The sequence below is a fragment of the Streptacidiphilus rugosus AM-16 genome (assembly GCF_000744655.1).
Lineage (GTDB): Bacteria > Actinomycetota > Actinomycetes > Streptomycetales > Streptomycetaceae > Streptacidiphilus > Streptacidiphilus rugosus.
The window spans coordinates 3,530,002-3,555,973 of record NZ_JQMJ01000004.1; the positions used below are offsets into that span (position 1 = coordinate 3,530,002).

The following is a 25,972-nucleotide window of genomic DNA, read 5'->3' on the forward strand; positions in this document are numbered from 1 at the left end:
ACAACACGCCTCACAGCAGGCCGAGGTCCCCGAGCTCCTTGTGCAGGTCGGAGCGGTCGAGCTCCTTGCCGGGCGCGGACGGGGCCGGCGCGCCACCGCCGCCGAACACCGGATCCGGCGCGGGTCCCGCCGGAACGGTCGCGGCCGCTCCGGCCGGACGGCGGTCCCGCAGCAGCCACGCGCCCGCGACGCCGCCGACCAGCCCGCCCAGGTGCGCCAGCCAGCTGACGCCCGGCGTGCCGGGTACCGCGACGGTGAGGATGTAGGCGAAGGAGGCCGCCATGACCAGGCCGATCAGCGTGTCTATCAGGTGCCGGTCGAAGACCCCGCGCAGCACCACGTAGCCGAAGTACCCGAAGATGACGCCGCTCGCCCCGACCCCCACGGTGTTGCTGCCCTGGAAGATCCAGACCGCCATCCCGCTGGTGACCGTCACCAGCAGGGTCAGCCACAGGAAGCGGACCACACCCCGGTAGGCCGCCAGGAAGCCGAAGACGAAGAGCGGTCCCGAGTTGGACTCGATGTGGGCCCAGCTGAAGTGCAGGAACGGCGCGGCGAAGATGTCCTGCAGCCGGGAGACGTCGTGCGGGACCACGCCGTAGTCCGCGGAGAGGTGCTGGCCGTCCATCCAGTTGACGATCTGGAGGACCCAGACCACCACCATGAAGCCGAACATCACGAAGAACGCCTTGCGCGCCTCCGCGATCATCTGCTCCGGAGTGTCCAACTCCTTCGGCGCCCACAGCGGCCTGATCGCCATCCTGGCCCACCCCCACCCGCAACTGTCCCTGCCAGCACTGTAGGCCGCGGGGAGCGCCGACCGACAGCGCCCGGGGCCCGCTACAGCGCGCTGATACCGAAACGGTGCACGACGCGGCCGCCCGGCTCGACGGAGAGCAGGTCCTCGCCGCTGGCGAAGGCGTTCGGCGGGCAGCTCATCGGCTCCACGGCGACGCCCGCGCGCCGGTAGTTCGGGCCGAGGGTGTCGCCGGTGTAGAGCTGGAGCCAGTCCATGCCCTCGCCGAGCCAGAGCTCGACGCCGCGGCCGCTCTTGGCCGACGTCAGCCGGACCCTGGCCCGGCCGTCCGCGTCGCGGGTCAGCCCGGTGTACGCCGTGTCCAGCTCGGTGGCCCCGATGGCGTGCGGCTTGCGGAAGTCGTAGGAGGTGCCGTCGACCGACGCGCGCCCCGTCGGGAGCTTGCGCTCGTCGACCGGCAGCCAGGTGTCCGCGGGGACCTCCAGCACCGCCTCGTCGATGCTGCCCGGGCCGCGACCGAGCGTCAGGTACGGGTGGGCGCCCAGGCCGTAGGGGGCGACCCGGTCGCCGACGTTGCGCGCGACGATCTCCACCGCCAGCCCGGCCTCGCTGAGCTCGTAGTGGGCCGTCAGCTCCAGGATGTGCGGGTAGCCGTGCGAGGGGTAGAGCCGCAGGCCGTAGCGGACGTAGGCCGAGCCCTGCCCGGCGTCCTCGGCGACCACGCGCCAGGGCAGCCAGCGGGTCAGTCCGTGGCTGGCGTTGCCCGTGGCCGGCTCGGAGAGGTCGAGCTGGCGGTCCTCGCCGTCGAAGCGGTAGCGGCCGTCGCGGATCCGGTTCGGCCAGGGGATCAGCAGCTGACCCGCGGCGCCCGGGGGCTGGATGCCGTCCGGGTACTTCACCACCAGCGGTCGCCCGCGGTGGCTCAGCCCGCGCAGCCCGGCTCCCACGCCGCTGATCACGGCCCGGTAGTCGCCTGCCTCGATCGCCTGCTGCGGCCCGTTGGGGGACAACCCGGCCGGGTGGGCCGCGTGGGAGAGCTTCGCGTCAGCCATGCGGCCATCCTTACATCTGTTCGGCGCCCCCGTCGGCCCGGCGGGGCAGCGGTCTCACCCCCCGGACGGCCGACCGGACGGGAGTGCTAACCTCACGCTCACATCTCACTGCCCCTCAGCTGTCCCCCGCGGGTCGTTCGGTCCCACCCGATCGGCCCAGCGGACCCGGTTCATCCGGTTATCGACCCCCCGCAGAGGCTTCCGTTGACGGCTCGACACGTCCGCAAACGGTCACGGCGCTGGATCGGCGCGGCCGTCACCCTCTCCGCAGGCGCACTGGTCGTCGGCGCGGTCGCCGAGGCGGCGCCCGGCCGGGCCACCGCCCAGAAGAGCACCGCGACCGCCGCGCCCGTCCGCGGCGCGCTGGCCTGGCCGCACATCCCGGTGCGCCCCACGGTCTCGCTGCAGCAGGACTTCACCACCGCCTCGGCCGAGTTCCACGTACCGGTCGAGGTGTTGATGGCGGTCTCCTACGAGGAGACCCTCTGGGAGTCCCACGGCGGCAGGCCCAGCACCACCGGCAACTACAACGTCATGGGCCTCACCCAGGTCTCCCCCGACGACCTGGTCGCCCCCGCCCAGTCCGCCGACGGCAGCGGCGCGGACGGCGCCGCCTCCGGACAGTCCTCGGCCGCCTCGCTGACCCTGCTCCACACGGTGGACACGGCCTCCCCCGCGCTGCACACGCTGCAGACGGCGGCGGCGCTCGCGGGGGACTCGGTCGGCCAGGTGCAGACCGACATGGCGCAGAGCGTGCGCGGCGGCGCCGCCCTGCTCGCCTCCTACGAGCAGCGGCTGCGCCCGGCACCCGCCGCGCCGGGCGGCGTGCCGGCCGACGCGGCCCAGTGGTGGCCCGCGGTGGTCGCCTACGCGCAGGCCGAGACCCCGGCGGCGGGGCAGCAGTTCGCCGCCCGCGTGTACACGCTCGTCCAGCAGGGCGCGTCCCGGCTGACCGACGACAACCAGTCCGTGACGCTGACCGCCGAGCCGAAGGTCCGGCCGGCCGAGCTCGCCGCCGCGCTCTCCTCGCCGGTCTCCGCCTCGGGTTCGGGCTCGGCGTCGGTCTCCGCCGAGTGCCCGGCAGGACTGGCCTGCTCCTTCACCCCGGCCGCCTACGCGCGGACCGCCAAGGGCGCTGCCGCCGCGGGCGCCGGACAGAGCGCCGCCGGTGGCTACGGCAACTACGCCCGCGCCGACCGCCCCACCGACGGCGACCAGATCCAGTACCTCGTACTGCACGACACCGGCGGCTCGCGCAGCGGTTCCCTCGCCTACTTCCAGGACCCGACCGCCGAGGCCAGCACGCACTACCTCGTCGGCCGCGACGGCTCGGTGACGCAGCTGGTGCGGACGAAGGACATCGCCTGGCACGCGGGCAACCAGACCCTGAACGCCCACTCGATCGGCATCGAGCAGGAGGGCTTCGCCCTGCTCGACGGCACCTGGTACAGCGAGTCCGAGTACCAGTCCTCGGCCGCGCTGGTGAAGTACCTCGCCGCCCGCTTCGGCGTCCCGCTGGACCGTCAGCACCTGCTCGGCGACGACGACGTGCCGGGGCCGGTGCAGGCCAAGACCGCCACGATGCCCTGGGGTCCCGGTCCCTACTGGGACTGGAGCCATCTGCTCGCCCTGGTCGGCGCCCCGCTGACCGGCCTGCACGGCAAGCCGGTCGTCGGCGGCACCGTCACCGTGGCGCCGCCGTACAGCCGGGTCACCCAGCCGCGGATCACCGGCTGCGGCGCACCCGGCGCGACCTGCGCCGCTCACCCCGCCAACTTCGTCTACCTGCGCCTGGACCACGCCTCCGACGCCCCGCTGGCGGGCGAAGGCACCACCGACGCCTGGGACTGGACCGACCGCGCGGTGTACGGGCAGACCTTCGTCGTCGCGGGGGTCTACGAGGACTGGGTCTCCGTCTGGTACGGCGGCCGCCAGGTCTGGTTCGAGGATCCCGGCTGGTCCGACACGCTGGTCCCGGACGCGGCGGCCAACGCCGCGCTGACGTTGGTCGCCCCGGCCGACGACAAGCCGATCCCGGTCTACGGCCGCGCCTACCCTGAGGCGTCCGCGTACCCGGCCGGGCTCGCCTCCCTGGCGGCCTCGCCCGACCAGCAGTTGAGCCCGCTGGCGGACACCATCGCCCCGGGACAGGCCTACCTGGCCGGTCCGCAGACCAGCGGTGACTTCTACGCCCAGTCCTTCGACTGCGCGGGACCGGTCGGCTGCCAGGTGGTGATCGGGACGACGCAGTACTACCCGATCCGCTTCAACCACCGGCTGGCCTTCGTCCGCGCCTCCGACGTCCAGCTGATCACCCCCGCGGGCTGATCCTGTCCGGGTTCCCCGCCTGCGGGGAACCCGGACGGCGCCCGCCACGTCCCAGGGCCGACGAGAGCCGGCGGCACGCGGCCGACGGCGGGTCCCGGGGGTGCCGAGATGGCGGATCCACGCAGAAGAGCAGCCCGACGCGCGACGGCCACGGCACTCGCTGTCGCAGCGCTGCTGACGGGCTGCGGCCTCGGCGGCCCGCAGTCGCAGACGACGGACCGGACCGCCGTCGCCGCCGCGCTCACCGCGGTGCGCACCGGCCACTGCCCGGCCCAGCCTCCCGACCTGCAGGCGACCGATGTCACCGGCACCGGGGACACACTCGAACCGCTCGTCTCGGACCGGCTGCTGCTCTGCGGCTACGGCCGCCCGCCCGGAGCTCCCAACGGCAGGGTGCTGCTCGCCTCCGCGGCGCTGACCGACCGAACGACGATCGAGGGCTTCCGGGTCGCCCTGGACGGCCTCGGGAAACCCCCCGGCGGCAACTGGAGCTGCCCCGGCGCCACCGGTGCCGGGGTGCTCGAGATCTTCACCGACGGCCGGCGCGAGGTCGAACTCGACCAGGACCTCAGCGGCTGCCAGGAGGTCACCAACGGCGTCAGGGACGGCTGGGTGGGCACCTCGGACCTCGCCTCGCGGGTCCTCCGCCTGATGCCGAGGAGCTTCTGCGCCGCGATCTGGGGGCCGAAGGAGTGCGCCTTCCTCGGCTGACGCGGCGAGCGCTCTCCTCCGGTTCGGGAAGGCGGCCAAAGCCGGAGCCGGTCGGTCGGTCGGGAGCGTCAGCGGGCCCGGGCCGCCCCGCGACATCAGCGGCAGATCGCTCGTTCAGTGCCGCGGGCCTCGGTCGGCCACATGATGCGGGACGGCTCACGTCGGGGCACTCTGGACACGGAGGCTACCGCCGATTAACTTAACGTTCGTTCGACAGGTTGTCTGACAGCCCAGTCCGTCCGAGAGGAGCGCCGTCGTGCGCCGCACCGTTTTCACCGAGGACCACGAGGCGTTCCGGGAGACCATCCGCGACTTCATCGCCAACGAGGTCGTGCCGGTCTACCCCGAGTGGGAGCAGGCGGGCCGCGCGCCCAAGGACTTCTACCTGAAGCTCGGCGAGCTGGGCGTCTTCGGCATCGAGGTGCCCGAGGAGTTCGGCGGGGCCGGCATGACCGGCTTCAAGTACCAGGCCATCGTCACCGAGGAGTGCGCCCGCGCGGGCGTCAGCTTCGGCTCCGCCGGCGTGCACACCGGCCTCTGCCTGCCGTACATCATGGAGTACGCCAACGAGGAGCAGAAGAAGCGCTGGCTGCCCAAGTTCGTCTCCGGCGAGATGATGACGGCCATCGCCATGACCGAGCCGGGCACCGGCTCCGACCTGGCCGGCATGACCACCACGGCCAAGCTCTCCGAGGACGGCACGCACTATGTCCTCAACGGCGCCAAGACCTTCATCACCGGCGGCGTCCAGGCCGACCTGATGCTGGTCGTCTGCCGCACCTCCCCCGCCTCCGCCGAGGACCGCCGCGGCGGTCTGTCGATCCTCTGCGTCGACACCACGCTGCCGGGCTACTCGGTCGGCCGCAAGCTCGACAAGATCGGCCTGCGCACCTCCGACACCGGGGAGCTGGCCTTCGTCGACGTCAAGGTCCCGGTCGAGGACCTGCTGGGCGAGGAGGGCAAGGCGTTCTCCTACCTGGCCCACAACCTGGTCCAGGAGCGCCTGGCGATCGCCGTCGGCGCCTACGCCGCCGCCCGCGCCGCCGTCGACCTGGCCGTCGCGTACACCAAGGACCGCAAGGTCTTCGGCCAGTCCGTGGCGTCCTTCCAGAACACCAAGTTCGAGCTGGCGGCCTGTGAGGCCGAGGTCGACGCCGCGCAGGCGGTCGTGGACCGCGCCCTGGAGCACTTCGAGACGGGCGACCTGTCCGCCTCGGACGTGGCCAAGGCGAAGCTGTTCACCACCGAGGTCTGCTCCCGCGTCGTGGACCGCTGCCTCCAGCTGCACGGCGGCTACGGCTACATCCTGGAGTACCCGATCGCCCGCCTCTACGCGGACAACCGCGTCTTCCGCATCTACGGCGGCACCAGCGAGGTCATGAAGATGGTCATCGCGAAGTCGCTCGGCCTGTAAGGCCCCTGGAGCCCCACGGCCCACCGCCGCACGGCCGCGCCCGCACCGGGCGCGGCCGTCCGTCGTCCTCGGCCCCTCGCGGGTCAGCGCCCTCCGCTCTCCTCGACGTCCGCCACCGCGCAGGCGACGTTGTCAGGGCCGCCCGCGCGACGGGCGAGGACGACCAGTCCGCGCACGGCCGCGTCGGGGTCCTCCGCGCCCACCAGCACACGCCGGATCTCCGGCTCGGGCAGGACCGCGGAGAGCCCGTCCGAGCAGAGCAGGTAGCGGTCGCCGGCCTGGACCTGGCGCAGCACCAGGTCGGCCCGGCTGTCGGCGCGCCCGTCCAGCGCACGGGTGAGCAGGGCGCGCTGCGGGTGTGCGGCGGCCTCGTCCGCGGTCAGCCGGCCCTCGTCGACCAGCGTCTGCACGTGGGAGTGGTCCGTGGTGATCCGGAACAGCTCGCCGCCGCGCAGCAGGTAGGCCCGGGAGTCGCCGACGTGCACCAGGGCCAGCTCCGATCCGGTCCAGAGCAGGGCGGTGAGCGTCGATCCCGACTCCTCCAGCGCCCCCATGTCCCGGTTCGCGGCCGCGACGGCCTCGGCCAGCGCGTTGAGCACGTCGCCCTGGCCCGGCGGCGGCCCCGTCAGCGGCTTGAGCGCGTCGACGGCGAGCGCCCCCGCCCTGGCCCCAGCGGCGCCGAAGCCGTCCGCGACGGCGAGCAGGCCGGGGCCGGCGTAGGCGGTGTCCTGGTTGGCCTCCCTGACCAGCCCGGTGTCCGAGGCGGCGGCGCAACGGAGGGTGAGCGTGGTGTTCTGACGGTTCGACATGGTCGCGGGGTCCTTCCCTTCCAGGTGGTCCGCGAGGAAGAGGGCCAGTCGGCGCCGGGACTCGGTGTCCTGCTCGACCTGCGCCCAGTAGGCGCCGACCTCGGCCGCGGCCTCCGCCGGCGGCAGCGCGCCGACGGCAGCGATCCGCGCCAGCGGCATGCCGAGCAGCCGCAGCCAGGCCACGAGCCGGGCCTGTTCCAGCTGGTCCGTCCCGTAGTACCGGTAGCCGGACGCCGGATCGACCCGCGCCGGGCGGAGCAGCCCGAGCTCGTCGTAGAGCCGCAGCGCCTTCGGCGTGAGCCGGGCCAGCCGGGCGAACGCGCCGATCGTCAACAGCTCCGTCATGGCCCCATCCTCCTCGCACCGGGTCCGTCCGGAACCCGGTGCCCCGATGCTGGGCCTTCCCCCGAGGTCAAGGTCAACAGCGGGGCCGAGACCGGGGTCAGGGACACCGCGTGGCGGTGCGGCCAGGCCGGAGCCGAGGCAAGTCGGCCGGGCCAGAGCAAGGGCCAAGCCGCCGGGCCGAGCTGGAACCGGGCCAAAGCCCCCGGGCGGGCTGAAGCCTGGCCAAAGCGGCCAGGCCGGAGCCGAGGCAAGTCGGCCGGGCTGGAGCCGCGCCAAAGCCCCCAGGCCGGAGCCGGGGCGGCCAGGGATGACGGGGGTGGGATCCGGCGGCACGGCGCGTGCCGAGGCGGCGAGGCCCCGCGTTCGGGTCGGGTACGGCGCAGGCAGGAGCGCCCGGGTCAGGGGTGGGGTTGTTGGCGCAGGGGGCGGATGAAGTCGAGGCGGACCACCGGCCGCTTCTCGCGGCGGCGGCGCACCTCGCGGAAGCCGGCCCGCTCGAACATGCCCGTCGTCCCGGTGTAGAGCGACGCGGCCGTGCCCCGCTCGCCCTTGGTGTCGACCGGATACGCCTCCAGCGCCGTCGCTCCGCGCTCGCGCGCGTGGGCGACGGCCGCCGTGAGCAGCGCGGTGGCGACCCCCCGGCCGCGCCGGACCCGCGGGATCCAGAAGCAGGTCAGCGCCCAGATCCCGGCCTCGTGGTCCGGGTCCACCGCGCCCGCCTCGGGATCAGGCCTGAGCGTCGGGGAGCGGAGCAGCCGCGGGTACTGACCGCGCGGAGCGAGGCCGACCCAGCCGACCGGCTCGCCGCTCCCGTCGTAGCCGAGCAGCCCGGGCTCCGCCCCCTCACCGGTCAGCCGCTCCAGCAGCGTCCGGTTGCCGGCCCCGCGCTCCGCGCAGCCCGCGTCGAACTGCGAGCCGCTGACCCGCCACCAGACGCACCAGCAGTGCGAGTAGGCGCCGCTCGGCCCGAAGAACGCCTCCAGCTCCGGCCACAGCTCGGGTGTGACCGGGCGGACGCGGACGACGGCCTCGGACGGTTGGGCGGCGCTCATGGGTCAGTCCTCCAGTGGGTCAATCCTCCAGCAGCGTCCCGCGCAGGCGGCGCAGCAGCGCGTCGTCCACGCCGAGCCGTTGCTCCGCGTAGCCGCGGACGGAGCCGTAGCGTGCGGCGAGCCCGGCCAGGAACAGCTCCATGACCTCGCCCGGCGCCGTCCCGTAGCCGGGCCAGCGCGGCTCCTGGCCGTTGCCGTGGGCGGCGGACCAGTCGGCGCGCAGACGGGCGGTCGCCAGGCCGGTGAGGGCGAAGTCGGCGACGATCTCGGCCTCGTCGACCTCCAGCAGCGCCAGCACGGTCGCCGCGAGCTGCCCGGTGCGGTCCTTGCCCGAGGCGCAGTGGAAGACCAGCGGCCCGGACTCCGGGTCGGCGATCACCTCCAGCGCCTGCCGGATCTCCGCGACGCCGTCCTCGGCGATCTCCAGGTACTTCCCCGACAGGTAGGGCCCCACCTCGACCTCGGGGCCCTGGCCCGGCTGGTCGTACCACTGGTGCTCGATGCTCAGGTGGTGGTACGTCACCCCGGCCCGCTCGGGGATCCGGCCGCGCGCCTCGAGCTCGAAGCCGTGCCGCAGGTCGATCACGGTCCTGATCTTCAGCGCCTCGAACACCGCCCAGTCCGCCTCGCTCGCCAACTTGCCCAGCGAGTCCGCCCGGTAGAGCCGGCCCCAGCGCACGGCGCGCCCGTCCCCGGTGCGATAACCGCCCAGGTCGCGGAAGTTGATGAGGTCGTCGAAGCGGATGTGGCGCGGCGTCGTCGTCATGTGGATCACCCTAACGAGGCGGCGCGCCGGGCGGGGCCGCTCAGCGCGGCATCGTCCGCGCCGCCCGGGTCAGCGGGAGCCACCGGGCCTCTGCGGCGAGCGGCAGGCAGATCCAGTCCTTCATCGGACGGCCGCCCATCGGGTCGAAGAGGTGACTGCCGGGGACCCCGAGGGCGGCGGCGTGCTCATCGGCGGCTGCTCCGTCCGGTGAAGGCGAGCAGCCGTTCGAGGGCGGTCGCGTCGGCGGCGGGGGCGAGCTCGGCGCCGAACGCGCCGCTCCGCCGCGCGCCGGAGCCGATCTGCTCGGCGACGGTCGCGGCGGTCGCGACGACGTCGTCCTCCGCCTTGAAGGCCTGACCCGTCGCCTGTGCCAGGTCCCAGCCGTGAACCGTGAGCTCCATGACGGTCATCATGCCCGCGAATCGCGCCGAACACACGTGCGAATCGAAGGACGTGTCGCCCTCCCAGGCCTCGGGCTTGGACCACCCGGCGACCAGCCGGTCCACGACCGGCGGGTAGGCCCGCCAGGGCGCGTCGGTCAACGTGCGCGGCGCGTCCACGGGGAGCGGACGCTTGGCTGCCGCGTGGGTGCTGGCGACCATCGTGCCGAGCAGATGCTCGCACAGCCGGTGCACGTCGAACTCGGCGCAGGGCGTCGGGAGTTCGCGCTTGCCGTTCAGCTCGCGCTCGGTGGCGTGGGCCAGCAGGTTGCGCGCGGCGCGGGTCAGCTGGTCGGCCAGCTCGACGGGGGTGGCCGGGTTCGCCGGCGACACAGCGGGGGTGGTGCTCATCCGGGTCTTTCCTTTCTCGATCTGGGGACCAGTGTGTCCGGGCCCGCCCCGGTTCGCTCGCTCACGGTGACACCGCGGTCACGCCCAGGACCGCCTTCCCGCACCTCGGAGCGCTGCGCGACGCCGGGCCGGTCGTCGTCCGAAAGGACGGCGCCGAGCGGTACGAGCTCGCGGACCATGCTGGGATGGGACCACCGGCCGACCGCCCGGCGGCCGTCGGGGCGGCCTCGCCGGACACCCTCGCCGCCCCGGAAGAGCGGGCGGAGAAGGAGGAGCGGAACCGTGACGAGCAGGGACGAGGGCGGCGTCGTCCTCCGGCGCCGGATCAGGGCCGCCCCGGAGACGGTGTTCTCCTTCTTCACCGACCACGACCGCAGGCTCTCCTGGCAGGGCGCCGAAGGCAGCTTCGATCCGCGGCCGGGCGGCGCCTACCGGATGCGGGTCGTCGGCGACGCCGTCGCCTCCGGCGAGTTCGCCGAACTGACCCCGTACCGCCGGATCGTCTTCAGCTGGGGCTGGGAGAACGAGGGCGACCCGGTCCCGCCGGGCAGCAGCCGCGTCGAGATCGACCTGACCCCGGTGGCCGAGGGCACCCTGCTCACCCTCACCCACTCCCAACTGCCCGAGAACGCGCGGGCCCCGCACGAGGCCGGCTGGGAGCACTACCTCAGCCGCCTGGCCGTTCGCGCGGAGGGCGGCGACCCCGGCCCCGACCTGTGGCTGCAGGAGGCGGAGGAGGCCGAGGACAACGACTGACCGGCCGCCGCGCCGGAAAAGCGTTCGCCCTCGCGGTCGGCTTCGCCGAGGATGCCCCCATGGTCGATTTCGCGCAGTTCGACACCCGCGGCTACCCCGTCGTCGACGTCCGGACCGGTTACGCCGCCTGGGTCGGCATCTACGAGGACACCGTCGAGGACCTGATGGATCTCGACGTGCTGGCCGGACTCACCGTCCCGCGCTGGAGCACGGTCCCCCGCGCCGCCGACCTCGCCTGCGGCACCGGCCGCACCGGCGCCTGGCTCAGGGACCGCGGCGTCGCGGCCGTGGACGGCGTGGACCTCACCCCGGAGATGCTCGCCGTCGCCCGCGAGCGCGGTGCGCACGCCCGTCTGGTCGAGGCCGACCTCGCCGCGACCGGCCTGGACGCCGCCGCCTATCCGCTGGTGATCACCTCACTCGTCGACGAGCACCTGCCCACCCTCGGCCCGCTCTACCGCGAGGCTCACAGACTGGCCGCGCCCGACGGACTGTTCGTGCTGGTCGGCCTGCATCCGCAGTTCATCATGGCGGCCGGCATGCCGACCCACTTCACCGCCGCCGACGGCACCGAGGTCGCCATCACCACGCACGTCCACCTGGTCAGCGACCACGTCGCCGCGGCCTTCGCCGCCGGCTGGCGGCTGGCCGAGCTGCGCGAGGCCGTGGTGGGCGACGACTGGGTGGCACGCAAACCCACCTGGGAGCGGTTCCGCGGACAGCCGGTCTCCGCCGCCTACGTCTGGAGCAGGGCGGACTGAACGCCGGCCGACGCGCGTAGCTCGCCGAGGACGGTCCCTGCACGCAACTTGTCCAGACAAGTCGCGCGATCTGTTTCGCTCGAGTTCTTCAAATCGTCGCCCTGCGCCGGTAATCATGTCCCGTTCAGTTCAGCTGACCCCACGGGATGAGGTTCACGTAATGCGACTGCGGTGGAGATCCCTCGGCGGACTTCTCGCCCTCCTCGGCGCGCTGCTCGTCACCACCAACGCTCCGGCCGGCGCGACGGCGAGCAGCGGCAATCTGATCGTCAACGGCGACGCCGAGTCGGGTGGTTACTGCACCACCGACTGGGGCTCGGCCGGCACCCTGCCGGGCTGGACCGTCGAGTCCGGCAGCCCCGACGCGATGTGCTACTCGTCCGGCAGCTTCGGGCTGCCCAGCGGCGCCACGCCCGGCCAGGCCTTCTTCGCCCCGGGCAACCAGGGCGACGGCGCGATGACCCAGACCGTCGACGTCTCCTCCGCCGCCGCGGCCGTCGACGGCGGTGGCGTGATCTACAACCTCTCCGGCTGGCTGGGCGGTTGGACCGTCTACAGCGGCTACGTCCAGGTCAGCCTGCACTTCCAGGACGCGAACGGCCGCCCGGTCGGCGCGACGGCCAAGCTGCCCACGGTGTCCACCACCGACCGGCTCTCCGTCACCAAGTTCCTGGCCCGCAGCGCCACCGGCAGCGTGCCGTCCGGCACCCGCTCGATCCAGGTGGAGGTGCAGTTCCTCTCCAGCTCCAACGAGTCCGGCTACCTGGACAACCTCTCGCTGACGCTGAACACCCCCGTCGCCGCGCCGACGCTGGCCCCGCCGGTCTCCAAGGTGCCCGGCTACGACCACGTGTTCATGGTCATGATGGAGAACACCGACTACTCCCAGATCATGAACGACCCGACCGACACGGCGTACATGCACAGCCTGATGTCGCGGGGCGCCACACTGACGGACTACCACGCCGTCTACCACCCCAGCGACGAGAACTACCTCGCCGTCGCGGGCGGCGACACCTACACCAAGGGCGCCACCTACTGGCCGAACATCAACTCCCCCGAGCGCAACCTCGGTGACACCCTCGAGGCCGCCGGCAAGAGCTGGAAGGCCTACGAGCAGGGCATGGGCGCGCCCTGCACCGCGGCCAAGGGCGGCGCGGACAGCTACTACGAGCCCGACGACGCCCCGTTCATCAACTACACCGACATCAGCGGCAACGCGGCCCGCTGCGCGGCGCACCTCTTCGACACCACCCAGCTGACCACGGACCTGAAGTCCGCCGCGACGACGCCGAACTTCTCCTGGATCGCAGCCGACGACTACTACGACGGCGAGGCCTCCGGCAACGGCAGCGCCACCAGCCTGAAGACCCAGGACGGCTGGCTCCAGCAGACCCTCGCCCCGGTGCTGGCCTCCCCCGCCTGGACCCAGCAGAAGTCGCTGCTCATCCTGACCTGGGACGAGAGCGAGAACGAGGGCTACAACCACGTCGCCACCGTCGTTCTCGGCTCGCAGGGCACCGTCCCCGCCGGCACCAGCAGCCCGAGCCACTACGACCACTACAGCACCGGCCGCACCATCGAGGCGGCGCTCGGCCTGCCGGGCCTGACGGCCAACGACAGCTACGCGACCCCGCTGAACGACGCCTTCGCGCCGTCCACGGCGGGCACCCCGACGCTGACCGGCAACCAGGCCGCGGTCGCCAACGGCGGCAACGTCACGCTCCGCTACAGCGTCCCCGCCGCGCAGGCCGGTGCGAAGAACTGGGTCGGGATCTACCCGGCGGGCGTGCTTCCGGGCCAGAAGTCCTCGCTGACCTGGTCCTACGCCCCCAACGCCAGTGGCGCGCTCACCTTCTCGACGAGCAAGCTCTCCGGCGCGGGCACGTACAACGCCTACTTCCTGGCCAACGACGGCTACTCGGTCCTGGCCGGGCCGTTCCCGCTGACGGTCGGCTGACACTCCGGCCGCCGTTCGTGAGTCCCTGAGCGAGGGGCCTGCCCGCACCCGGGCAGGCCCCTCGCGCTGTGCGGAGCCCCGGACCGAGCTGTGCCTGCGTTATGTCTTGACGCTTCGTCAGCCGACCGCTGAAATGCTCATGGCGTTGAACTTCGTTCGGTCATGTTGAGTTGTGTCACAAAGGGGTTCCCATGCACCGGAGAGTCCGCACCCTGCTCGCGACCTGCGGTGCTGCCGCAACCGCACTGCTCGGCCTGCTCCCGTCCGCGCCGGCGGCCCATGCCCAGGCGAACGGCGTCGCACTGACGCCGCCGATGGGCTGGAGCAGCTGGAGCTTCATCCGCAAGAATCCCACCGAATCAAACATCGAGGCCCAGGCGCTGGCGATGAAGACCAGCGGCCTGGTCGGCCACGGCTTCTCCTACGTCAACGTGGACGACTTCTGGTACCTCAACCCGGCCGGCACCGTCGACTCCTACGGCCGCTGGGTCACCGACAGCAGCCGGTTCCCCGACGGGATGGGCGCACTCGGCAGCTACATCCACGGCCAGGGCGAGAAGTTCGGCATGTACCTCACCCCCGGCATCCCGGTCGCCGCCTACAACCAGAACACGCCCATCCAGGGCACCTCGTTCCACGCCCGGGACATCGTCTCCGACACGAGCCGCTACGAGACCAACTACAACTTCGGCAGCGGCTCGATGTACTACATCGACTACGCCAGGAACCCGGCCGCCGCCCAGGCCTACCTGAACTCCTGGGCCGACCAGCTGGCCTCCTACGGCGTGGACTACCTGAAGATCGACGGCGTCGGCGACTGGGACGTCGCCGACGTCCAGCACTGGTCCCAGGCGCTGAACCAGTCCGGCCGCCCGATCCACCTGGAGCTCTCCAACAGCCTGGACGTCGCCAACGGCGCGACCTGGCGGCAGTACGCCAACGGCTGGCGGATCGACGGCGACGTCGAGTGCTACTGCGGCTCCAGCTCCTACCCGCTGACCAGCTGGAACTCGGTCTCCTCCCGCTTCACCGACGCCCCGAGGTGGACCGGGTTCGCGGGCCCGGGCGGCTGGAACGACCTCGACTCGGTCGAGGTCGGCAACGGCTCGAACGACGGCCTGACCCTGGACGAGCGCCGCACCCAGCTCACCCTGTGGGCGGTCGAGGGCGCCCCGCTGCTGCTCGGCACCGACCTCACCCACCTCGACCCGACCGACCTCTCGCTGCTCACCAACGACCAGGTGATCGCCGTCGACCAGGCCGGCAACCCGGCCCGCCCGGTCGACCAGGTCAGCCGCCAGCAGGTCTGGTCGGCGGCCAACCCCGACGGCAGCTACACCGTGGCCCTGTTCAACCTCGCCTCCGGCAGCGCCACCGCCACCGCGCACTTCGCCGACCTCGGCTTCAGCGGCACGGCCGACGTCCGCGACCTCTGGAGCAACACCGACCTGGGCAGCTCCACCGGCTCCTTCGGCGCGACGCTGGCCGCGCACGCCTCCCGACTGCTGCGGATCACCCCGGGCGCGGGCGCCGGCTTCACGACCATGCGCTACAACCTGGTCAACGCCGCCACCGGGCAGTACCTCGACGTCTCCGGCGCGAGCACCGGCAGCGGCGCGAAACTGCTGACCGGAACCGCGAACGGCGGCGCAGACCAGCAGTGGCAGCTCGCGGCGGCGGGCAACGGCGTCTACCGGATCGCCGACGTCAACAGCGGGATGCTCGCCAACATCCCCGGCGGCAGCAGCACGCCTGGCACCCAGCTGATCCAGTACCCGGACGACCACGCCGCCAACTCGCAGTGGACCTTCACCCCGAACGGCAGCGGCTCCTACCAGGTCACCTCCCGGCTGACCGGCCAGGCGCTGGACCTGAGCGGCACAGCCGTGGTCGAGCAACCCGCGAGCGGCGCGGCCACGCAGCAGTGGAAGCTGGTGCCCGTCCCGGTGGCCGGCGCCCAGTACCGGCTGGTCAACGGCGCGACCGGGGGACGGATGGACGTGGACGGCGACTCCACCGCCGACAGCGCGCACATCCTGCAGTGGCAGGACAACGGCGCGGCGGACCAGCGCTGGTCCTTCGTCCAGCAGAGCGGCGGCGCCTACACCGTCGTCAACGCCAACAGCGGCAGGCTGCTGAACATCCCGGGCCCGACCACCGGCCAGGGCACCCAGTTGATCCAGTACCACGACGACGGCAACAGCAACTCCCGCTGGACGATCACCGACGCCGGTCCGAACCTGGTGCAGTTCCGCAGCGTCTACGACGGGCAGCTGATCGACCTGAGCAACAGCAGCCTCTCGAACGGCGCGTCCGTCCTCCAGTGGCCGGCCGACGGCGGCGCCAACCAGACCTGGACGCTCCTCGCCCCCGAATAGATCCGGGTCGGCAGTCGCCCGTGATGGCGACTGCCCGTGATTGCATGGGGCCGTGACCGCCGAGAAGATCGTCACGGCCCTCCGTGCGCACACCACCCTCACCCTCGCCTACGTGGACGCTGAGGGCCCCCAGGCCTGCGCGGTGCTCTACGCGGTGACGCGGACCGGCTCGCTGGTCTTCGTCACCTCCCCCGGCACCCGCCACGGCCGCGCTCTGGCCGCCGGGCGCGGCCCAGGACCCGGAGCCGCGCCCCGTGTGGGGCCCGGCTCCGGGCCCGACTCGGCATCGGCTGCGGCGCGGGTGGCCTTCACGGTGCAGGCGGACGGCCAGGAGTGGACCGAGCTCACCGGCGTCCAGGGCCGGGGCGAGGTGATCGGGCTGGCCGACGGCAGCCCGGAACGCGCCGCGGCCTGGGCCGCCTACACGGAGCGCTTCCCCTTCGTCACCGAGGACGACCGGCTCGGCGCCGCCCTGGCCGCGACCGCCCTGTGGGAACTGCGGCCCGACTGGCTGCGGCTCGTCGACAACAGACTCGGGTTCGGCTCGAAAGAGGAGTGGGCGAGTCCGCCCAGGGGTTGAACTCCCCGGCACCGGGCATGACGATGGAATCGGCAGCCTCGTTCCACGAGGACCGATGCCTCTGGGCGGGAGGGCAAAGGAGGCGGTGGCCATGGCCACGCCGTCAGTCGCGCCACAACCGTCCGCGCCGGTTCCACGACGCGGTAATCCGCTGCACCGGCGCAGCGACTCGCTGCGTGTCTGGTTGCGTGTGGGCTTCTCGCTGGCTCTGGCGCTGGCGGTCGGCCTGACAGTCCTGCTCGGCCTCAAGCTCTACGCCGACGGCCGCGCCGCGGCGGCCCGGCAGATCGCCGGCCTGCACCAGGTGAACGCCGTGGCGGTGGGCGAGCCCTCCTCCGCCGGCGTGGGCGCCTGGGTGGCTCCGCTGCGCTGGACCGACGCCGGAGGCGTCCACACCGCGAACGCGGCCGTCCCGGTCTCCACGGTCTCGGGCCAGCACGTGATGCTCTGGATCAACGCCCAGGAGGACCCGCAGCCCGGTCCGATCCCCGCCGTCCAGAGTGCGGGCAGCGCGGCGACGTACTCGCTGGCGGCCTTCGCCGCGGCGGCGATGGCGCTCAGCGGGCTCTACGCGCTGGCCAGGCACCGGGTCGACTCCGCGGCGTGGAAGTCCTGGGAGAGCGAGTGGGAGCGCGTCGAGCCCGAGTGGACCCACCGCCGCTAGGGCCCTGTCCCAGTCCCGCTCGCCCGCCCACGTGCCGCCGCGCCCACCCGCCGACCTGCAGCCGTCCTCCGACGCGACGCCGCCCCCGGGCCCGAATCCCGGGGGCGGTCCGTGCGCGTGCGTACCCGCTAGGCCAGCGTCACGTCGTCGTAGCGCGTGTAGGTCGGGTCACCCGCATAGTTGTCGTCCTTGCTGACCAGCGTCAGCGTGTAGCTGTGCCCGGCCGTGACGGCGGTGCTGACCTGCTTCCAGCCGGAACTGGAGACGCAGGTCTTGGCCAGCACCGTCTTCGTCGTGTTGGCCGTGTTGTCCTTGAGGGTGACCGTCGCCCAGTCGTAGGTCACCGTGTCCGGGCAGGTCACGCTGTACCAGAAGGAGAGCGTCGAGCTGCCGGTCGGCGCGGTGAAGGTCTGCGCGGCGGTGGAGTTGCCGTTCGTCGGCGCGGTGCTGCCGAGCTGCGCGGCGTAGCCGCCCGAGTGCGCACCGGAGTTGACGACGCTGGTGGTGCCGGTCGTGGTCCAGCCGCTGAAGCTGCCGGTCTCGAAGCCGCCGTTGACGATGCCGCCACCGGTGACCACCGGGTTCACGGTCCAGCCGAAGCTCGCGCTGCCGCTCGCACCGGTCGTGTCGGTCGCGGTGACCTGGACCGTGGAGGTTCCCGCGGTGGTCGGCGTGCCGGAGACGAGACCGGTGGCCGGGTTCATCGAGAGCCCGGCCGGCAGACCCGTCGCGCTGTAGCTCAGCGTCTGTCCGGCGGCGGAGTCGCTCGCGCTGATCTGGAGCGAGGCGGCGGTGCCGACCGTCCCGGTCTGGCTGCCCGGATTGGTGACACTGACGGTGTTCGCGCCGCTGCCCGTGCCGAAGACGTCGGTGATCGGGGCGGCGCCGGCGCTGTTGCCGACCGGGGCGAGGCCGAAACTGTCCTCGACGGTGCGCAGCACGTTGTCGTGCGTGACGGTCTCGGCGTAGTTGCCCGGCGTGACGCCCGCGCCGACCATGAGGGTCGGGATCTGGTTGCTGGCGCTGGAGTCGTCCTCGTCCCAGGTGACGACGAGCAGGCTGTTGTGGGTCTTCGCCCACTGCGCGTAGCCGTCGATGTTGTTCCGCAGCCAGGTGTCGCCCTGCTGGACCGTGCCGTCGTGCATGTCGTCGTTCAGGTTCGGCACGACGAAGCCGAGCCGCGGCAGCTGGGTGTAGTCGGTCGGGAAGGCCGAGAAGGTCCGGTTGCTCGCGGCGGGCACGTCGGTGAAGTCGACCCAGGGGTTGTGCTTGCGCGCGTAGGCGCCGCTGGTGCAGCCGGTGTAGCCGTCGGAGGGCATCGTCTCGGAGTAGCCGGTGAAGCTGACCGAGGCGGCGATCGCCTCACCGCCGAGATCCGGCCCGGAGAAGCTGTGCGGGCAGCTGTCGTCGGAAAGTCCCTGCGTCGAACCCGAGAACAGCTCCAGGTAGTTGGGCTCACTGGGGTGGGTCACGGCGAACGACTGCGTGAACACGGCGCCCTGGCCGGCCAGGCCGTTGATGTACGGCGCGGACGAGCTGCCGATGATCTCGTTGAACGCGTGGTTCTCCTCGATCACCACGAGCACGTGGTCGAAGTGCGGCACCGTCGTCGCGGCGTGGACCGCGGGCGCGGCGGTCACCGCCGCCGTGCCGAGGCCGACCAGCGAACCGGCCAGCACCGCGGCGGCGGCGGAGAGGGTGGTGACGGTCTTTCGGATCACGGTGGTCTCCCGAAGGCTTCCCGACATCGCTCCGAGGCGACCGGGTCCGGCCGCCTCGGACACGGTGACGGGGGTCCGCGCGAGCCGACAAGGTCGTCCCCGGAGTCTTGCACGGAAATTCACCTGTTGTGAACATGATGAACAAATCCGCGAAGAACGGGCGACCGAACGGTCGGCCGACCCGCCCCACCTGCACGTTCCGCCCGGTCCGACCCCGGCTCCCCACGGGCACCGTCTGCCGAGTCCCGCTACCGCCGACCCATGCCGGCGAGTCTCAGCGGCAGGCCCCGAAGACCACTCCCGCCGTGACCGCGCCCACCACCGCCCCGACCACCGTCTGAGCCGCGGTGTGGTCCCGCAGCACGACCCGCGACCAGGCGATCACCGCGACCACCAGGTACCCGAGCAGCCACCACACCCCCAGCGCCACGGCCAGCATCGCCACCGCCCCGCCGGAGGCCGCCGTGTGGATCGAGACCTTCCACTTCAGCGCCGCCGTGATCACCAGAATGGGCACCAGCGTGGCGAGCATCGCCAGAATCGTCGCGATCACCTCGCGCGGCGCGCCCAGCAGCCACATCAGCGTCAGGCCCACGGCCACGGACAGCCCCAGCACGGGCAGCACCTTCGCCCGCTGCGAGCGATCGCCGACGTACCGGTCCCCCAGCCTGCCGCGCCGCATCCCGAACTTGATGATCCCCTGCGGTATCACCCCCGCGAACAACGCGGCGAACAGCGCCCACCCCACCCCGCCCCACCCGTGATGCGCCGCGCCGATCACCACCAGCACACCCACGATGATGTTCTGCGGGTCCAGCCCCCGCGTCACCACCCGCGCCGCCAACGGCGCCTCCGGCACGGACGACTCGGCGGGGGCGGGGGCGTCGGTGGCCGTGACGGCATCCATGCGGCGTGCGCTCCAAGGCTGTTCGGGACGGATCGACTGCTGCCCGCGTCACCGCGGAGCCGGTGAAGACTAACCGAGCGGGCCTCCACCGCACGGACCGACGCACGAAGGCCCCCGGACCGATCACGGTCCGGGGGCCTTCGGTTGGTCGCTGCTGTGCCCCATGCAGGATTCGAACCTGCGACACCGGCTTTAGGAGAGCCGTAGTAATCAAGGAAATTGACGGTCCCTAACCCGCTCTGACCTGCTGCCGAGCCCGACGCCCCACCGGCAGAGTGATCATTTGGGCGGTATTTGGGAGATCATCTGCAGGGGTCCACTTCAGCAGGTTCACCCGGCCCCAGAGCGACTCCCAGCCGAGCGTCCGCATGCCGCGCTCGAAGATCTCCTGCAGACCCTCCAGCCGCTCGACCCGCATGGGCACGGTCGGGTGCTGGTACACCGCTTTGATCCCGGGGCGCTTGTGGCCGGCCTGCTCGTAGGCGAGCGCCGGCCGCACGCCGATCTCGTCCTGCCACGAGTCGTGGGTGTGCCGCAGGATGTCCATGGAGAGACCGGGCATGAGGGGCGCCCAGGCCTCCTTGCCGGCTGTCCCCTGGCGGCGCTTCTCAGCGACACGGCCGTTGACCGCGGGCCGCATCACCTTTGACCAGTTCGAGCGGCGCCAGAACGTCCCCTTGCTGTCCGGCGAGAACACGTAAGGCCAGGGCCAGTCCGCCAGGTGATGCCGCAGCAGGATCGCCAGGAACGGCGGCACATCGATGTCGCGGACCGAGTAGTCGTTCTTCGGCGGCTCCAGCCCCAGGAACGTGCCGAGCTTGTTCCCGTCCTCGTCGCGCTCCTCGTACTCGGCGAGCTCGCCGACATCCGGGTCTATCCGGATCACAGGACAGCGCCAGACGCCGGCGCCGTAGCGCTCCTCCCGGAACAGCAGCACGTTGTCGCGGTGCAGCCCGCAGCCCTCGCCCCAGCGCAGGCCGCTGAACGCCGTTGCGAGGACGTGGATACCGCGCGCCGGGCCGAGGCGCTCGGCGACCTGCAGCACGATCTCGGGCGTGGCCGCGCGCTTCTCCTTCTGCTTCGCCACACTCGCGGACTTCTTCGCCTTCGCCGCGGTGTTGCCCGTCGACACGGACCGCCGGCGGCCGTAGAGCGGATTGACGAGCAGGTGTTTCCGGTCGACCGCGGCCGTGAGGATGGTGGACATGAGGGAGACCGAGTGGTCGACTTCGGTCTCGTGCGCAGGGTGTGAGTTGGCCCAGGCCTCGACGTCGAACCAGTTGAACGCGATGAGCGGGGTGTGCTCCCACTTCGGCAGGATGACGCTCTCCAGCATCCGCCAGCGTGTGCTCACCGTGTTCCCGCGCGGGTTGCGCGCCTTCATGAACTCCCGGGCGAACTCGCCGAACGCTTTCCGCATCAAGTCAGGGTCGATCCAGCGGCCGGCCCTGATGGCGGCTTCCTGCTCCTCGCCCCACGCGACAGCGAGCTTCTTCGTCGCGAAACCGGGCTCGCTGCCGAGGGTTCCGTCGGGTCTCATGTAGCGGGCGCGCCAGGAGACTTTCCCTTTGCTGCCCTTGGCCGTGCTGACTCGCTTCTCCGCGTATGCCACGGGTCGATCCTCCAGCCCTGGGGGCGGGGTCTTCGCCGGACCCCGCCTACCCCAGAGACCTACTTACGAAGCAGCAACCGCGATCAGCAGATCCAGGAGCGACGGGTCGTCGTCGAGGCGGCGCTGAAGGAAGTAGGCCTCACTCTCGGTAAAGACCCGCTCGTCCAGCAGCAGCACTGACTCGTCACCGCCTTCCTGCTCAACTCTCACTTCGCCGCGGGGGTTGTGGACGCGTTTGACCTGGAACCGCATGCGCGGGCCCCCCTTGTCACCTGGAGAGTGACCCCCCTCTCAGGTAACCGGAAGCCAACCACACGCTTGCTCACTGTCACACCAAGAACACACAAAACCTTCAAGAATTGGCTACACGGCGGAATCGTCCTCCTCGGCGAAGATCTCGCGCGCGGCCTGCTGCAGACGCGCCCACTTGCGAAGTTCCGCGCGGCGGCGCTCCGGTGAGTCATCACCGGTGCCCCGCTTGAAGATCAGCACCGCCGCCGTGTCCTCGCCCGTGGGGAGGTCGATCACGTCCGAGTCGACGGTGCGCCCGCGCAACAGCGCGTCGATCGCCCGCTCGGACAAGCCGGCCGCCAGCTCGCCGCGGATCACGTTGACCGCCAGCTGGCGCGGTGAGTTGGTCGGACGCGCACCGTCGCCCGCATCAGGCTCGGTCTTGATCGGCTCTCCGCCGGCGAGCACGCGCTCGATCGACTCGGGGGCCCAGCCGTAGTACGTGGCCGCGAGGCGCTGGAGGGCGGCCACCTTGGCCCAGTCCGCGCTCTCGCGCTCAAGCTTCTGCACCGACGATCGGCTCACGCCAAGAGCTTCGGCGAGGTCGTCTTGCGACATGCCGGCGACCCTTCGCTCCTTGGCGAAGGTGCGCGCGAGATGCGCCCAGTCCAGGTCCATGCACTCATCATGCCTCAAATCCATGCAACCACTAAGGCTCGTTCCAGCCTTTTGACCAGCGCTTAAGGCTCAGATAACGCGCACATGGTTTCATCGCGCCCCTCTGTTCGCATGCCTCCTCACGCCGCACTGTGGTCACTGCAAGCTTTCCGCGTCGGCCGAGAGTGTCCTCAAAGTGGACGCAGAGTGCTTGCAACACAAGCTTGCGTCGTGCTTACCTGTTTCCGTGACACCGAACGGCACAGCGATTCGCTGCTTCCGCAAAGCTCGTGGTCTGAGCTTGCGCCACATGGCTGCGGTGACCGAGCGATCCAGGGGATTCCTCTCGCTCGTCGAACGAGGCCAAGCGGGTGCGAGCAGGGACACGCTGTGCCGGATCGCCGACGCCCTTGAGATCCCCGTGGCTGCGATCAACAGAGAGGAGATGTCGTGAACACGAAGGCCAGCGCCAAGACGCCCGTCCCAGAGCTCCCATTCGCGCTGACCGCCGAGGAGAGGCTGCGGCACTACACGCCGGAGGAGGTCGTCGAGCTCAGGCTGCTCCCGGTTGGCGTGCGGTGGCTGAAACGGAACGCGAACGCCAAGCGGATCCCGCACACCCTGCTCGGCGAGCGGATCACATTCCGGCTTGAGCACCTCTACGCGATCTCCCTGTCCCGGGAGATCGACCCCGCGCTCCAGGGCCGCGTGGCCTGAGCGCACGCGGGCCGTCCCGAGATCTGCAGTCCCGGAACGGCCCTGGCGATCAACCCAACCAACACCACTGAACTGGAGGGGACCGCTGTGCACCCCATGATCTCTCATCAGGCGAGCGCCACGGTAGCTCGCCGGCCCGTTGTCCCGGTCGAGCGGACCGTGCCCGAGGCCCGCCCCTACGTCGCCTTCGCCGACACCCACAACCCGGACCCGCAGGAATGGCCGACGAGCGAGCGCGCCGAGTACCTCGCCTTCGCCAAGGTTTTCGTGGCGCCCACCGCCTCCGGCTGGGAGGTGACCGAGCGCGCGGCGCACGAATCCCGCTCCCGCGTCTTCCCGACGGCCCTCGCGGCCGAGACCTGGCGCGACCGCCCCCATCGGCCCGCGATGACGTCCGGCTGCGCCTGCGACGGCGTCATGCACGCCCTGGACGCCGACGACCGCCAGCGCACCCGCAAGGCCCTGGACCGGGCGCTCGACCGCGGCCAGCACGACGTCGCCGCCCACTGCGAGATGCGCCTGACCCAGTGCCCGACCGGCCGCCCGACGAACGACACGGAGACTTCGCGATGACCGACACCACGCTCGTGCGGAAGGCCGCCGAGGCATTGCCCGCGTCGACGGGCGCCCACATGCACCGCGCCGCCGTCCTCCTGGCGGTCCTGCAGCGCCTGGACGACCCGGCCCTGCCCGAGATCGCGACCTGGTCGAGCGAGTGCCGCACCTACCGTGATGGCGCCCTCGGCGGGCCTGCGCTGACCGGCCTCTTCGCCGGCTACTTCCAGATCGAGAGGGCCCGTGAAGCCGTTCGGGCGTGGGCGGCCGCGTTGGGCACGACGATGACCGAGCGGTACATCGAGGACCACGGCCGCCGGGTGGAGCTGCACGCCGCGGCCGAGGTCGACGGTGTGCTGATCCAGGTGGGGCACTCGATCGGCGTCTACGACAGGTGCCCGGGCTGCGGCGGCCCCGCGATCGGCGACACCGTGCTGCGGCACTACACCGACGCGCCGTGTGCCGGCGCCCGCGCGCTGCAGGCCTGAGCCTCGCCCCTTGTGCTGCCGGGCGGCGCCGCTCCCCCCGCCGCCGCCCGGCTCCCCATCGTCCTGCCTGGAGGCAGCCATGTTCGGGAGCAAGACAGACCGGATCAACGACCTGACCGAGCGATGCGACGACCTGCTGGAGGACCTGGAGACTGCCCGCAAGAGGGCCCGCACCTGGGAATTCAACTACAAGCGGCTGTTGCGGCGCGTCGAGGCGCTGGAGTCGGAGAACGCCGTCCAGGCCTCGAAGCTCGCCGCGGTGCAGCCCCCGCCTCCCCCGGTCCGTGAGCGGGTGCGGCTGACGAAGGACTTCGACGTCTCCGGCGCGAACGTCCGCCGACGGGACGAGCCCGTTGACCAGGGCGACGAGCTGGCCCGGGCCCGGGCGCACGCCGCCCGGCTCGAGGAGCGCCTGGCCGAGCTGCAGGCCGCGAACGAGTCCGCCTACGCCGAGCTCGCCCGGCGCGCCGGCACCGCACCGTCGCCGGACGCGGCCGCCGCCGACGAGGCCCTGGCGGCGACCGCATGAACCCGGACGTCTACGGCGTCGGCGCGGCCGCGGTCGGCTTCGGTCTGCCGTGCCTCCTCGCGGTCTGCCGGACGCTGCACCGCCGTCCCACCAGCCAGTCCCGCGGGGAGCTCTCGCCGGGCCCCGTGGTGACCCGCTTCCGGGCCTGCCCCAACTGCCGCCGCACCCAGGCGTGCTCCGTGCACCGCGACGGCTCCTTCACCTGCCTCACCTGCATGACCACCGAGCGAGCAAGGACGAACCGATGAACCGAGAGAAGCTCATCAGGATTCTGGCGAAGGACGCACGGATCGGCGGCCCGCACCAGGCCGCGGCCGCGCTCGCCGCGATCGAGGAGGCCATCGGCGGCGAGCTGCAGCGCGGCCGCCCCGTCTGTCTGGACCGCTTCGGGACCTTCGCCACCGTGCTGCGCACGACGGACGCCCCGTCGGCCGAGGTCGGCAAGCCGGGCCCGCCGCGCGTGCACAAGGTCCCGATCTTCCGCGCCGCGACCGAGCTCCGCTCGCGCGTCAACGGCATCGCCCCGACGGCCGAGCAGAGAACCGCGTGAGCCGCCCGGGCGCGCACCGGCGCACCCCGGAGGCCTGGGAGCAACTGCGCGAACGCCTGTACCGCGCGCAGTGGGACGTCCTGGAGCTCGGATTCACGCTCACCGAAGAGCGCCAGCTGCGCCAGCAGTCCGACGCCCTGATGGGTCCTCTGGTGACCCGGGCCGAGGACGCCGAGGCCCGCGCGGCCGCCGCCGAGGAGGACCTGGAGATCGAGCGCGGGCGGCTGACCAAGGCCATGGAGCTGATCTCCGTCCTACGCAAGCAGCTCGCCGGCCCCCAGCCGCCGTCCGACCAGCAGCAGACCCAGGAGATCCGGCGGACCGTCGTCCCGCTCGGCTCCCCGACCTGGCACGCCTCCCAGTTCACCTGACGTCCGGGCACCGGAAGCGCACCACACCGACACCCCGCCATCCATCCCGCCAGGAAGCAGAACCTGATGACCACGACCAACTACCAGCCCGCACCGCCCAGCCCGGAGCGCCTCGATCAGATCCGCGAGGCCCTCGCCCGGCTCGCCAACCCCGACGTCGCCTTCGCTCGGCCGCACACCTGGGCCGCGATGCTCCGCGACACCATGGCCGGCCTCGACCAGCTCACCGCCCAGCTCGCCGCCGACCGGCCCGCGTACCGGCTCCTGGTCGGTGACATCTCCTGCGGCTACTACGCCGCCCTCGAAGCCGCCCAGGAACACGCCATGGACGTCGCCACCACGGCGGAAGGCCTGCCGCTCAAGGATCCGCACTGGGTGCCCGAGAGCGGCGAGGAAGACGCCGCCCAGGAGCTGTGCCACGTCGACGGTCACATGGACTCCGTCGGTACGGGCTACCGGATCCGGCCGGTCACCATCCACGCCGCATACGACCCCGCCGCCGCGTGGTGA

The 25,972-nt window shown here is 72.0% G+C and carries 29 protein-coding genes; 18 read left to right on the forward strand and 11 right to left on the reverse strand.

From position 1 onward, the window contains the following. Positions 1-10: 10 nt before the first annotated feature. Both BS83_RS24905 and BS83_RS24910 read right to left on the reverse strand, forming a co-directional pair. Complete coding sequence (locus BS83_RS24905; protein ID WP_051943851.1) at positions 11-760, reverse strand: rhomboid family intramembrane serine protease; 750 nt, start codon at positions 758-760, stop codon at positions 11-13. Between the two features lie 80 nt (positions 761-840). Further along, positions 841-1,809, reverse strand: a complete 969-nt coding sequence (locus BS83_RS24910; RefSeq protein ID WP_051943853.1) for an aldose 1-epimerase family protein — start codon at positions 1,807-1,809, stop codon at positions 841-843. Between the two features lie 204 nt (positions 1,810-2,013). Here BS83_RS24910 and BS83_RS24915 point away from each other — a divergent pair, with 204 nt between their 5' ends. The 3 genes from BS83_RS24915 (at position 2,014) to BS83_RS24925 (ending at position 6,262) form a co-directional block, all read left to right on the forward strand. Then, entirely contained in the window at positions 2,014-4,137 is a 2,124-nt protein-coding gene (locus BS83_RS24915) for an N-acetylmuramoyl-L-alanine amidase (protein ID WP_051943855.1), read from the forward strand. 108 nt (positions 4,138-4,245) lie between these two features. Next, positions 4,246-4,848, forward strand: coding sequence for a hypothetical protein (locus BS83_RS24920; RefSeq protein WP_037605799.1), 603 nt, complete (start codon positions 4,246-4,248; stop codon positions 4,846-4,848). Positions 4,849-5,104: 256 nt separating this feature from the next. Next, the gene (locus BS83_RS24925) at positions 5,105-6,262 is read left to right on the forward strand and encodes an acyl-CoA dehydrogenase family protein (RefSeq protein ID WP_037605800.1); all 1,158 of its coding nucleotides are present in this window, start codon (positions 5,105-5,107) and stop codon (positions 6,260-6,262) included. An 83-nt stretch (positions 6,263-6,345) separates the two neighbouring features. Here the strand turns inward: BS83_RS24925 and BS83_RS24930 are convergent, their stop codons facing one another. The 4 genes from BS83_RS24930 to BS83_RS24945 form a co-directional block, all read right to left on the reverse strand. Further along, positions 6,346-7,416, reverse strand: coding sequence for a MerR family transcriptional regulator (locus tag BS83_RS24930; RefSeq protein WP_037605801.1), 1,071 nt, complete (start codon positions 7,414-7,416; stop codon positions 6,346-6,348). A 398-nt stretch (positions 7,417-7,814) separates the two neighbouring features. Continuing rightward, complete coding sequence (locus BS83_RS24935; protein WP_037605802.1) at positions 7,815-8,468, reverse strand: GNAT family N-acetyltransferase; 654 nt, start codon at positions 8,466-8,468, stop codon at positions 7,815-7,817. Between the two features lie 19 nt (positions 8,469-8,487). Then, positions 8,488-9,234 carry a tyrosine-protein phosphatase gene (locus tag BS83_RS24940; RefSeq protein WP_037605803.1) on the reverse strand — a complete coding sequence of 249 codons (747 nt, stop codon included), beginning with the start codon at positions 9,232-9,234 and terminating at the stop codon, positions 8,488-8,490. Between the two features lie 185 nt (positions 9,235-9,419). Beyond that, positions 9,420-10,025, reverse strand: a complete 606-nt coding sequence (locus BS83_RS24945) for a TIGR03086 family metal-binding protein (RefSeq protein ID WP_051943857.1) — start codon at positions 10,023-10,025, stop codon at positions 9,420-9,422. A 282-nt stretch (positions 10,026-10,307) separates the two neighbouring features. Here BS83_RS24945 and BS83_RS24950 point away from each other — a divergent pair, with 282 nt between their 5' ends. The 6 genes from BS83_RS24950 to BS83_RS24975 all read left to right on the forward strand — a co-directional run bounded on the left by BS83_RS24950 (position 10,308) and on the right by BS83_RS24975 (position 17,124). Continuing rightward, positions 10,308-10,781 carry an SRPBCC family protein gene (locus BS83_RS24950; protein ID WP_037605804.1) on the forward strand — a complete coding sequence of 158 codons (474 nt, stop codon included), beginning with the start codon at positions 10,308-10,310 and terminating at the stop codon, positions 10,779-10,781. Between the two features lie 59 nt (positions 10,782-10,840). Next, positions 10,841-11,542 carry a class I SAM-dependent DNA methyltransferase gene (locus BS83_RS24955; RefSeq protein ID WP_037605805.1) on the forward strand — a complete coding sequence of 234 codons (702 nt, stop codon included), beginning with the start codon at positions 10,841-10,843 and terminating at the stop codon, positions 11,540-11,542. A gap of 160 nt (positions 11,543-11,702) precedes the next feature. Continuing rightward, positions 11,703-13,502 (forward strand): alkaline phosphatase family protein, encoded by a 1,800-nt coding sequence (locus BS83_RS42110; protein ID WP_051943859.1) that lies wholly within the window; start codon positions 11,703-11,705, stop codon positions 13,500-13,502. 191 nt (positions 13,503-13,693) lie between these two features. Next, on the forward strand, positions 13,694-15,880 hold the full coding sequence (locus BS83_RS42920; RefSeq protein ID WP_063774223.1) for an alpha-galactosidase: 2,187 nt from the start codon (positions 13,694-13,696) through the stop codon (positions 15,878-15,880). Between the two features lie 52 nt (positions 15,881-15,932). Continuing rightward, entirely contained in the window at positions 15,933-16,460 is a 528-nt protein-coding gene (locus tag BS83_RS24970; protein WP_037605806.1) for a pyridoxamine 5'-phosphate oxidase, read from the forward strand. 91 nt (positions 16,461-16,551) lie between these two features. Next, a complete protein-coding gene (locus tag BS83_RS24975; protein ID WP_157597303.1) occupies positions 16,552-17,124 on the forward strand; it encodes an Rv1733c family protein in 573 nt (190 codons plus the stop codon). A 128-nt stretch (positions 17,125-17,252) separates the two neighbouring features. On the opposite strand, the gene BS83_RS42925 is transcribed toward BS83_RS24975, so the two are convergent. The 5 genes from BS83_RS42925 to BS83_RS25000 all read right to left on the reverse strand — a co-directional run bounded on the left by BS83_RS42925 (position 17,253) and on the right by BS83_RS25000 (position 22,273). After that, positions 17,253-18,845, reverse strand: a complete 1,593-nt coding sequence (locus tag BS83_RS42925) for an alkaline phosphatase family protein (RefSeq protein ID WP_063774224.1) — start codon at positions 18,843-18,845, stop codon at positions 17,253-17,255. A 274-nt stretch (positions 18,846-19,119) separates the two neighbouring features. After that, entirely contained in the window at positions 19,120-19,752 is a 633-nt protein-coding gene (locus tag BS83_RS42930; RefSeq protein ID WP_063774225.1) for a hypothetical protein, read from the reverse strand. A gap of 229 nt (positions 19,753-19,981) precedes the next feature. Beyond that, positions 19,982-21,364 carry a site-specific integrase gene (locus tag BS83_RS24990; RefSeq protein ID WP_198035294.1) on the reverse strand — a complete coding sequence of 461 codons (1,383 nt, stop codon included), beginning with the start codon at positions 21,362-21,364 and terminating at the stop codon, positions 19,982-19,984. 63 nt (positions 21,365-21,427) lie between these two features. Further along, entirely contained in the window at positions 21,428-21,616 is a 189-nt protein-coding gene (locus BS83_RS24995) for a hypothetical protein (protein WP_037605808.1), read from the reverse strand. Positions 21,617-21,727: 111 nt separating this feature from the next. Further along, the gene (locus tag BS83_RS25000; RefSeq protein WP_037605809.1) at positions 21,728-22,273 is read right to left on the reverse strand and encodes a helix-turn-helix domain-containing protein; all 546 of its coding nucleotides are present in this window, start codon (positions 22,271-22,273) and stop codon (positions 21,728-21,730) included. A 226-nt stretch (positions 22,274-22,499) separates the two neighbouring features. On the opposite strand from BS83_RS25000, the gene BS83_RS46620 reads away from it, so the two are divergent. The 9 genes from BS83_RS46620 to BS83_RS25040 all read left to right on the forward strand — a co-directional run bounded on the left by BS83_RS46620 (position 22,500) and on the right by BS83_RS25040 (position 25,972). After that, complete coding sequence (locus BS83_RS46620) at positions 22,500-22,706, forward strand: helix-turn-helix domain-containing protein (protein ID WP_198035295.1); 207 nt, start codon at positions 22,500-22,502, stop codon at positions 22,704-22,706. Continuing rightward, positions 22,703-22,969 (forward strand): hypothetical protein, encoded by a 267-nt coding sequence (locus tag BS83_RS42115; RefSeq protein WP_051943863.1) that lies wholly within the window; start codon positions 22,703-22,705, stop codon positions 22,967-22,969. Before BS83_RS46620 ends, BS83_RS42115 begins: the two co-directional genes overlap by 4 nt. A 96-nt stretch (positions 22,970-23,065) precedes the next feature. Beyond that, positions 23,066-23,542 (forward strand): hypothetical protein, encoded by a 477-nt coding sequence (locus tag BS83_RS25010; protein ID WP_157597305.1) that lies wholly within the window; start codon positions 23,066-23,068, stop codon positions 23,540-23,542. Further along, a complete protein-coding gene (locus BS83_RS25015) occupies positions 23,539-24,012 on the forward strand; it encodes a hypothetical protein (protein WP_037605811.1) in 474 nt (157 codons plus the stop codon). Before BS83_RS25010 ends, BS83_RS25015 begins: the two co-directional genes overlap by 4 nt. Before the next feature lie 79 nt (positions 24,013-24,091). Continuing rightward, positions 24,092-24,541, forward strand: a complete 450-nt coding sequence (locus BS83_RS25020) for a hypothetical protein (RefSeq protein ID WP_037605812.1) — start codon at positions 24,092-24,094, stop codon at positions 24,539-24,541. Beyond that, positions 24,538-24,789 (forward strand): hypothetical protein, encoded by a 252-nt coding sequence (locus BS83_RS25025; protein ID WP_037605813.1) that lies wholly within the window; start codon positions 24,538-24,540, stop codon positions 24,787-24,789. The genes BS83_RS25020 and BS83_RS25025 overlap by 4 nt, the downstream gene beginning before the upstream one ends. Next, on the forward strand, positions 24,786-25,091 hold the full coding sequence (locus BS83_RS25030) for an HU family DNA-binding protein (RefSeq protein ID WP_037605814.1): 306 nt from the start codon (positions 24,786-24,788) through the stop codon (positions 25,089-25,091). The genes BS83_RS25025 and BS83_RS25030 overlap by 4 nt, the downstream gene beginning before the upstream one ends. Then, a complete protein-coding gene (locus tag BS83_RS25035) occupies positions 25,088-25,462 on the forward strand; it encodes a hypothetical protein (RefSeq protein ID WP_037605815.1) in 375 nt (124 codons plus the stop codon). The genes BS83_RS25030 and BS83_RS25035 overlap by 4 nt, the downstream gene beginning before the upstream one ends. A 66-nt stretch (positions 25,463-25,528) precedes the next feature. Beyond that, on the forward strand, positions 25,529-25,972 hold the full coding sequence (locus BS83_RS25040) for a hypothetical protein (protein WP_037605816.1): 444 nt from the start codon (positions 25,529-25,531) through the stop codon (positions 25,970-25,972).

Bases quoted from the DNA above. Each gene is read 5' to 3' on its own strand.
- BS83_RS24905 (WP_051943851.1), bottom strand. From the start codon at position 760: ATGGCGATCAGGCCGCTGTGGGCGCCGAAGGAGTTGGACACTCCGGAG.
- BS83_RS24910 (WP_051943853.1), bottom strand. From the start codon at position 1,809: ATGGCTGACGCGAAGCTCTCCCACGCGGCCCACCCGGCCGGGTTGTCC.
- BS83_RS24920 (WP_037605799.1), top strand. From the start codon at position 4,246: ATGGCGGATCCACGCAGAAGAGCAGCCCGACGCGCGACGGCCACGGCA.
- BS83_RS24930 (WP_037605801.1), bottom strand. From the start codon at position 7,416: ATGACGGAGCTGTTGACGATCGGCGCGTTCGCCCGGCTGGCCCGGCTC.
- BS83_RS24935 (WP_037605802.1), bottom strand. From the start codon at position 8,468: ATGAGCGCCGCCCAACCGTCCGAGGCCGTCGTCCGCGTCCGCCCGGTC.
- BS83_RS24940 (WP_037605803.1), bottom strand. From the start codon at position 9,234: ATGACGACGACGCCGCGCCACATCCGCTTCGACGACCTCATCAACTTC.
- BS83_RS24945 (WP_051943857.1), bottom strand. From the start codon at position 10,025: ATGAGCACCACCCCCGCTGTGTCGCCGGCGAACCCGGCCACCCCCGTC.
- BS83_RS24955 (WP_037605805.1), top strand. From the start codon at position 10,841: ATGGTCGATTTCGCGCAGTTCGACACCCGCGGCTACCCCGTCGTCGAC.
- BS83_RS42110 (WP_051943859.1), top strand. From the start codon at position 11,703: ATGCGACTGCGGTGGAGATCCCTCGGCGGACTTCTCGCCCTCCTCGGC.
- BS83_RS42920 (WP_063774223.1), top strand. From the start codon at position 13,694: ATGCACCGGAGAGTCCGCACCCTGCTCGCGACCTGCGGTGCTGCCGCA.
- BS83_RS24975 (WP_157597303.1), top strand. From the start codon at position 16,552: ATGGCCACGCCGTCAGTCGCGCCACAACCGTCCGCGCCGGTTCCACGA.
- BS83_RS42930 (WP_063774225.1), bottom strand. From the start codon at position 19,752: ATGGATGCCGTCACGGCCACCGACGCCCCCGCCCCCGCCGAGTCGTCC.
- BS83_RS24995 (WP_037605808.1), bottom strand. From the start codon at position 21,616: ATGCGGTTCCAGGTCAAACGCGTCCACAACCCCCGCGGCGAAGTGAGA.
- BS83_RS25000 (WP_037605809.1), bottom strand. From the start codon at position 22,273: ATGGACCTGGACTGGGCGCATCTCGCGCGCACCTTCGCCAAGGAGCGA.
- BS83_RS25010 (WP_157597305.1), top strand. From the start codon at position 23,066: ATGATCTCTCATCAGGCGAGCGCCACGGTAGCTCGCCGGCCCGTTGTC.
- BS83_RS25015 (WP_037605811.1), top strand. From the start codon at position 23,539: ATGACCGACACCACGCTCGTGCGGAAGGCCGCCGAGGCATTGCCCGCG.
- BS83_RS25020 (WP_037605812.1), top strand. From the start codon at position 24,092: ATGTTCGGGAGCAAGACAGACCGGATCAACGACCTGACCGAGCGATGC.
- BS83_RS25025 (WP_037605813.1), top strand. From the start codon at position 24,538: ATGAACCCGGACGTCTACGGCGTCGGCGCGGCCGCGGTCGGCTTCGGT.
- BS83_RS25030 (WP_037605814.1), top strand. From the start codon at position 24,786: ATGAACCGAGAGAAGCTCATCAGGATTCTGGCGAAGGACGCACGGATC.
- BS83_RS25040 (WP_037605816.1), top strand. From the start codon at position 25,529: ATGACCACGACCAACTACCAGCCCGCACCGCCCAGCCCGGAGCGCCTC.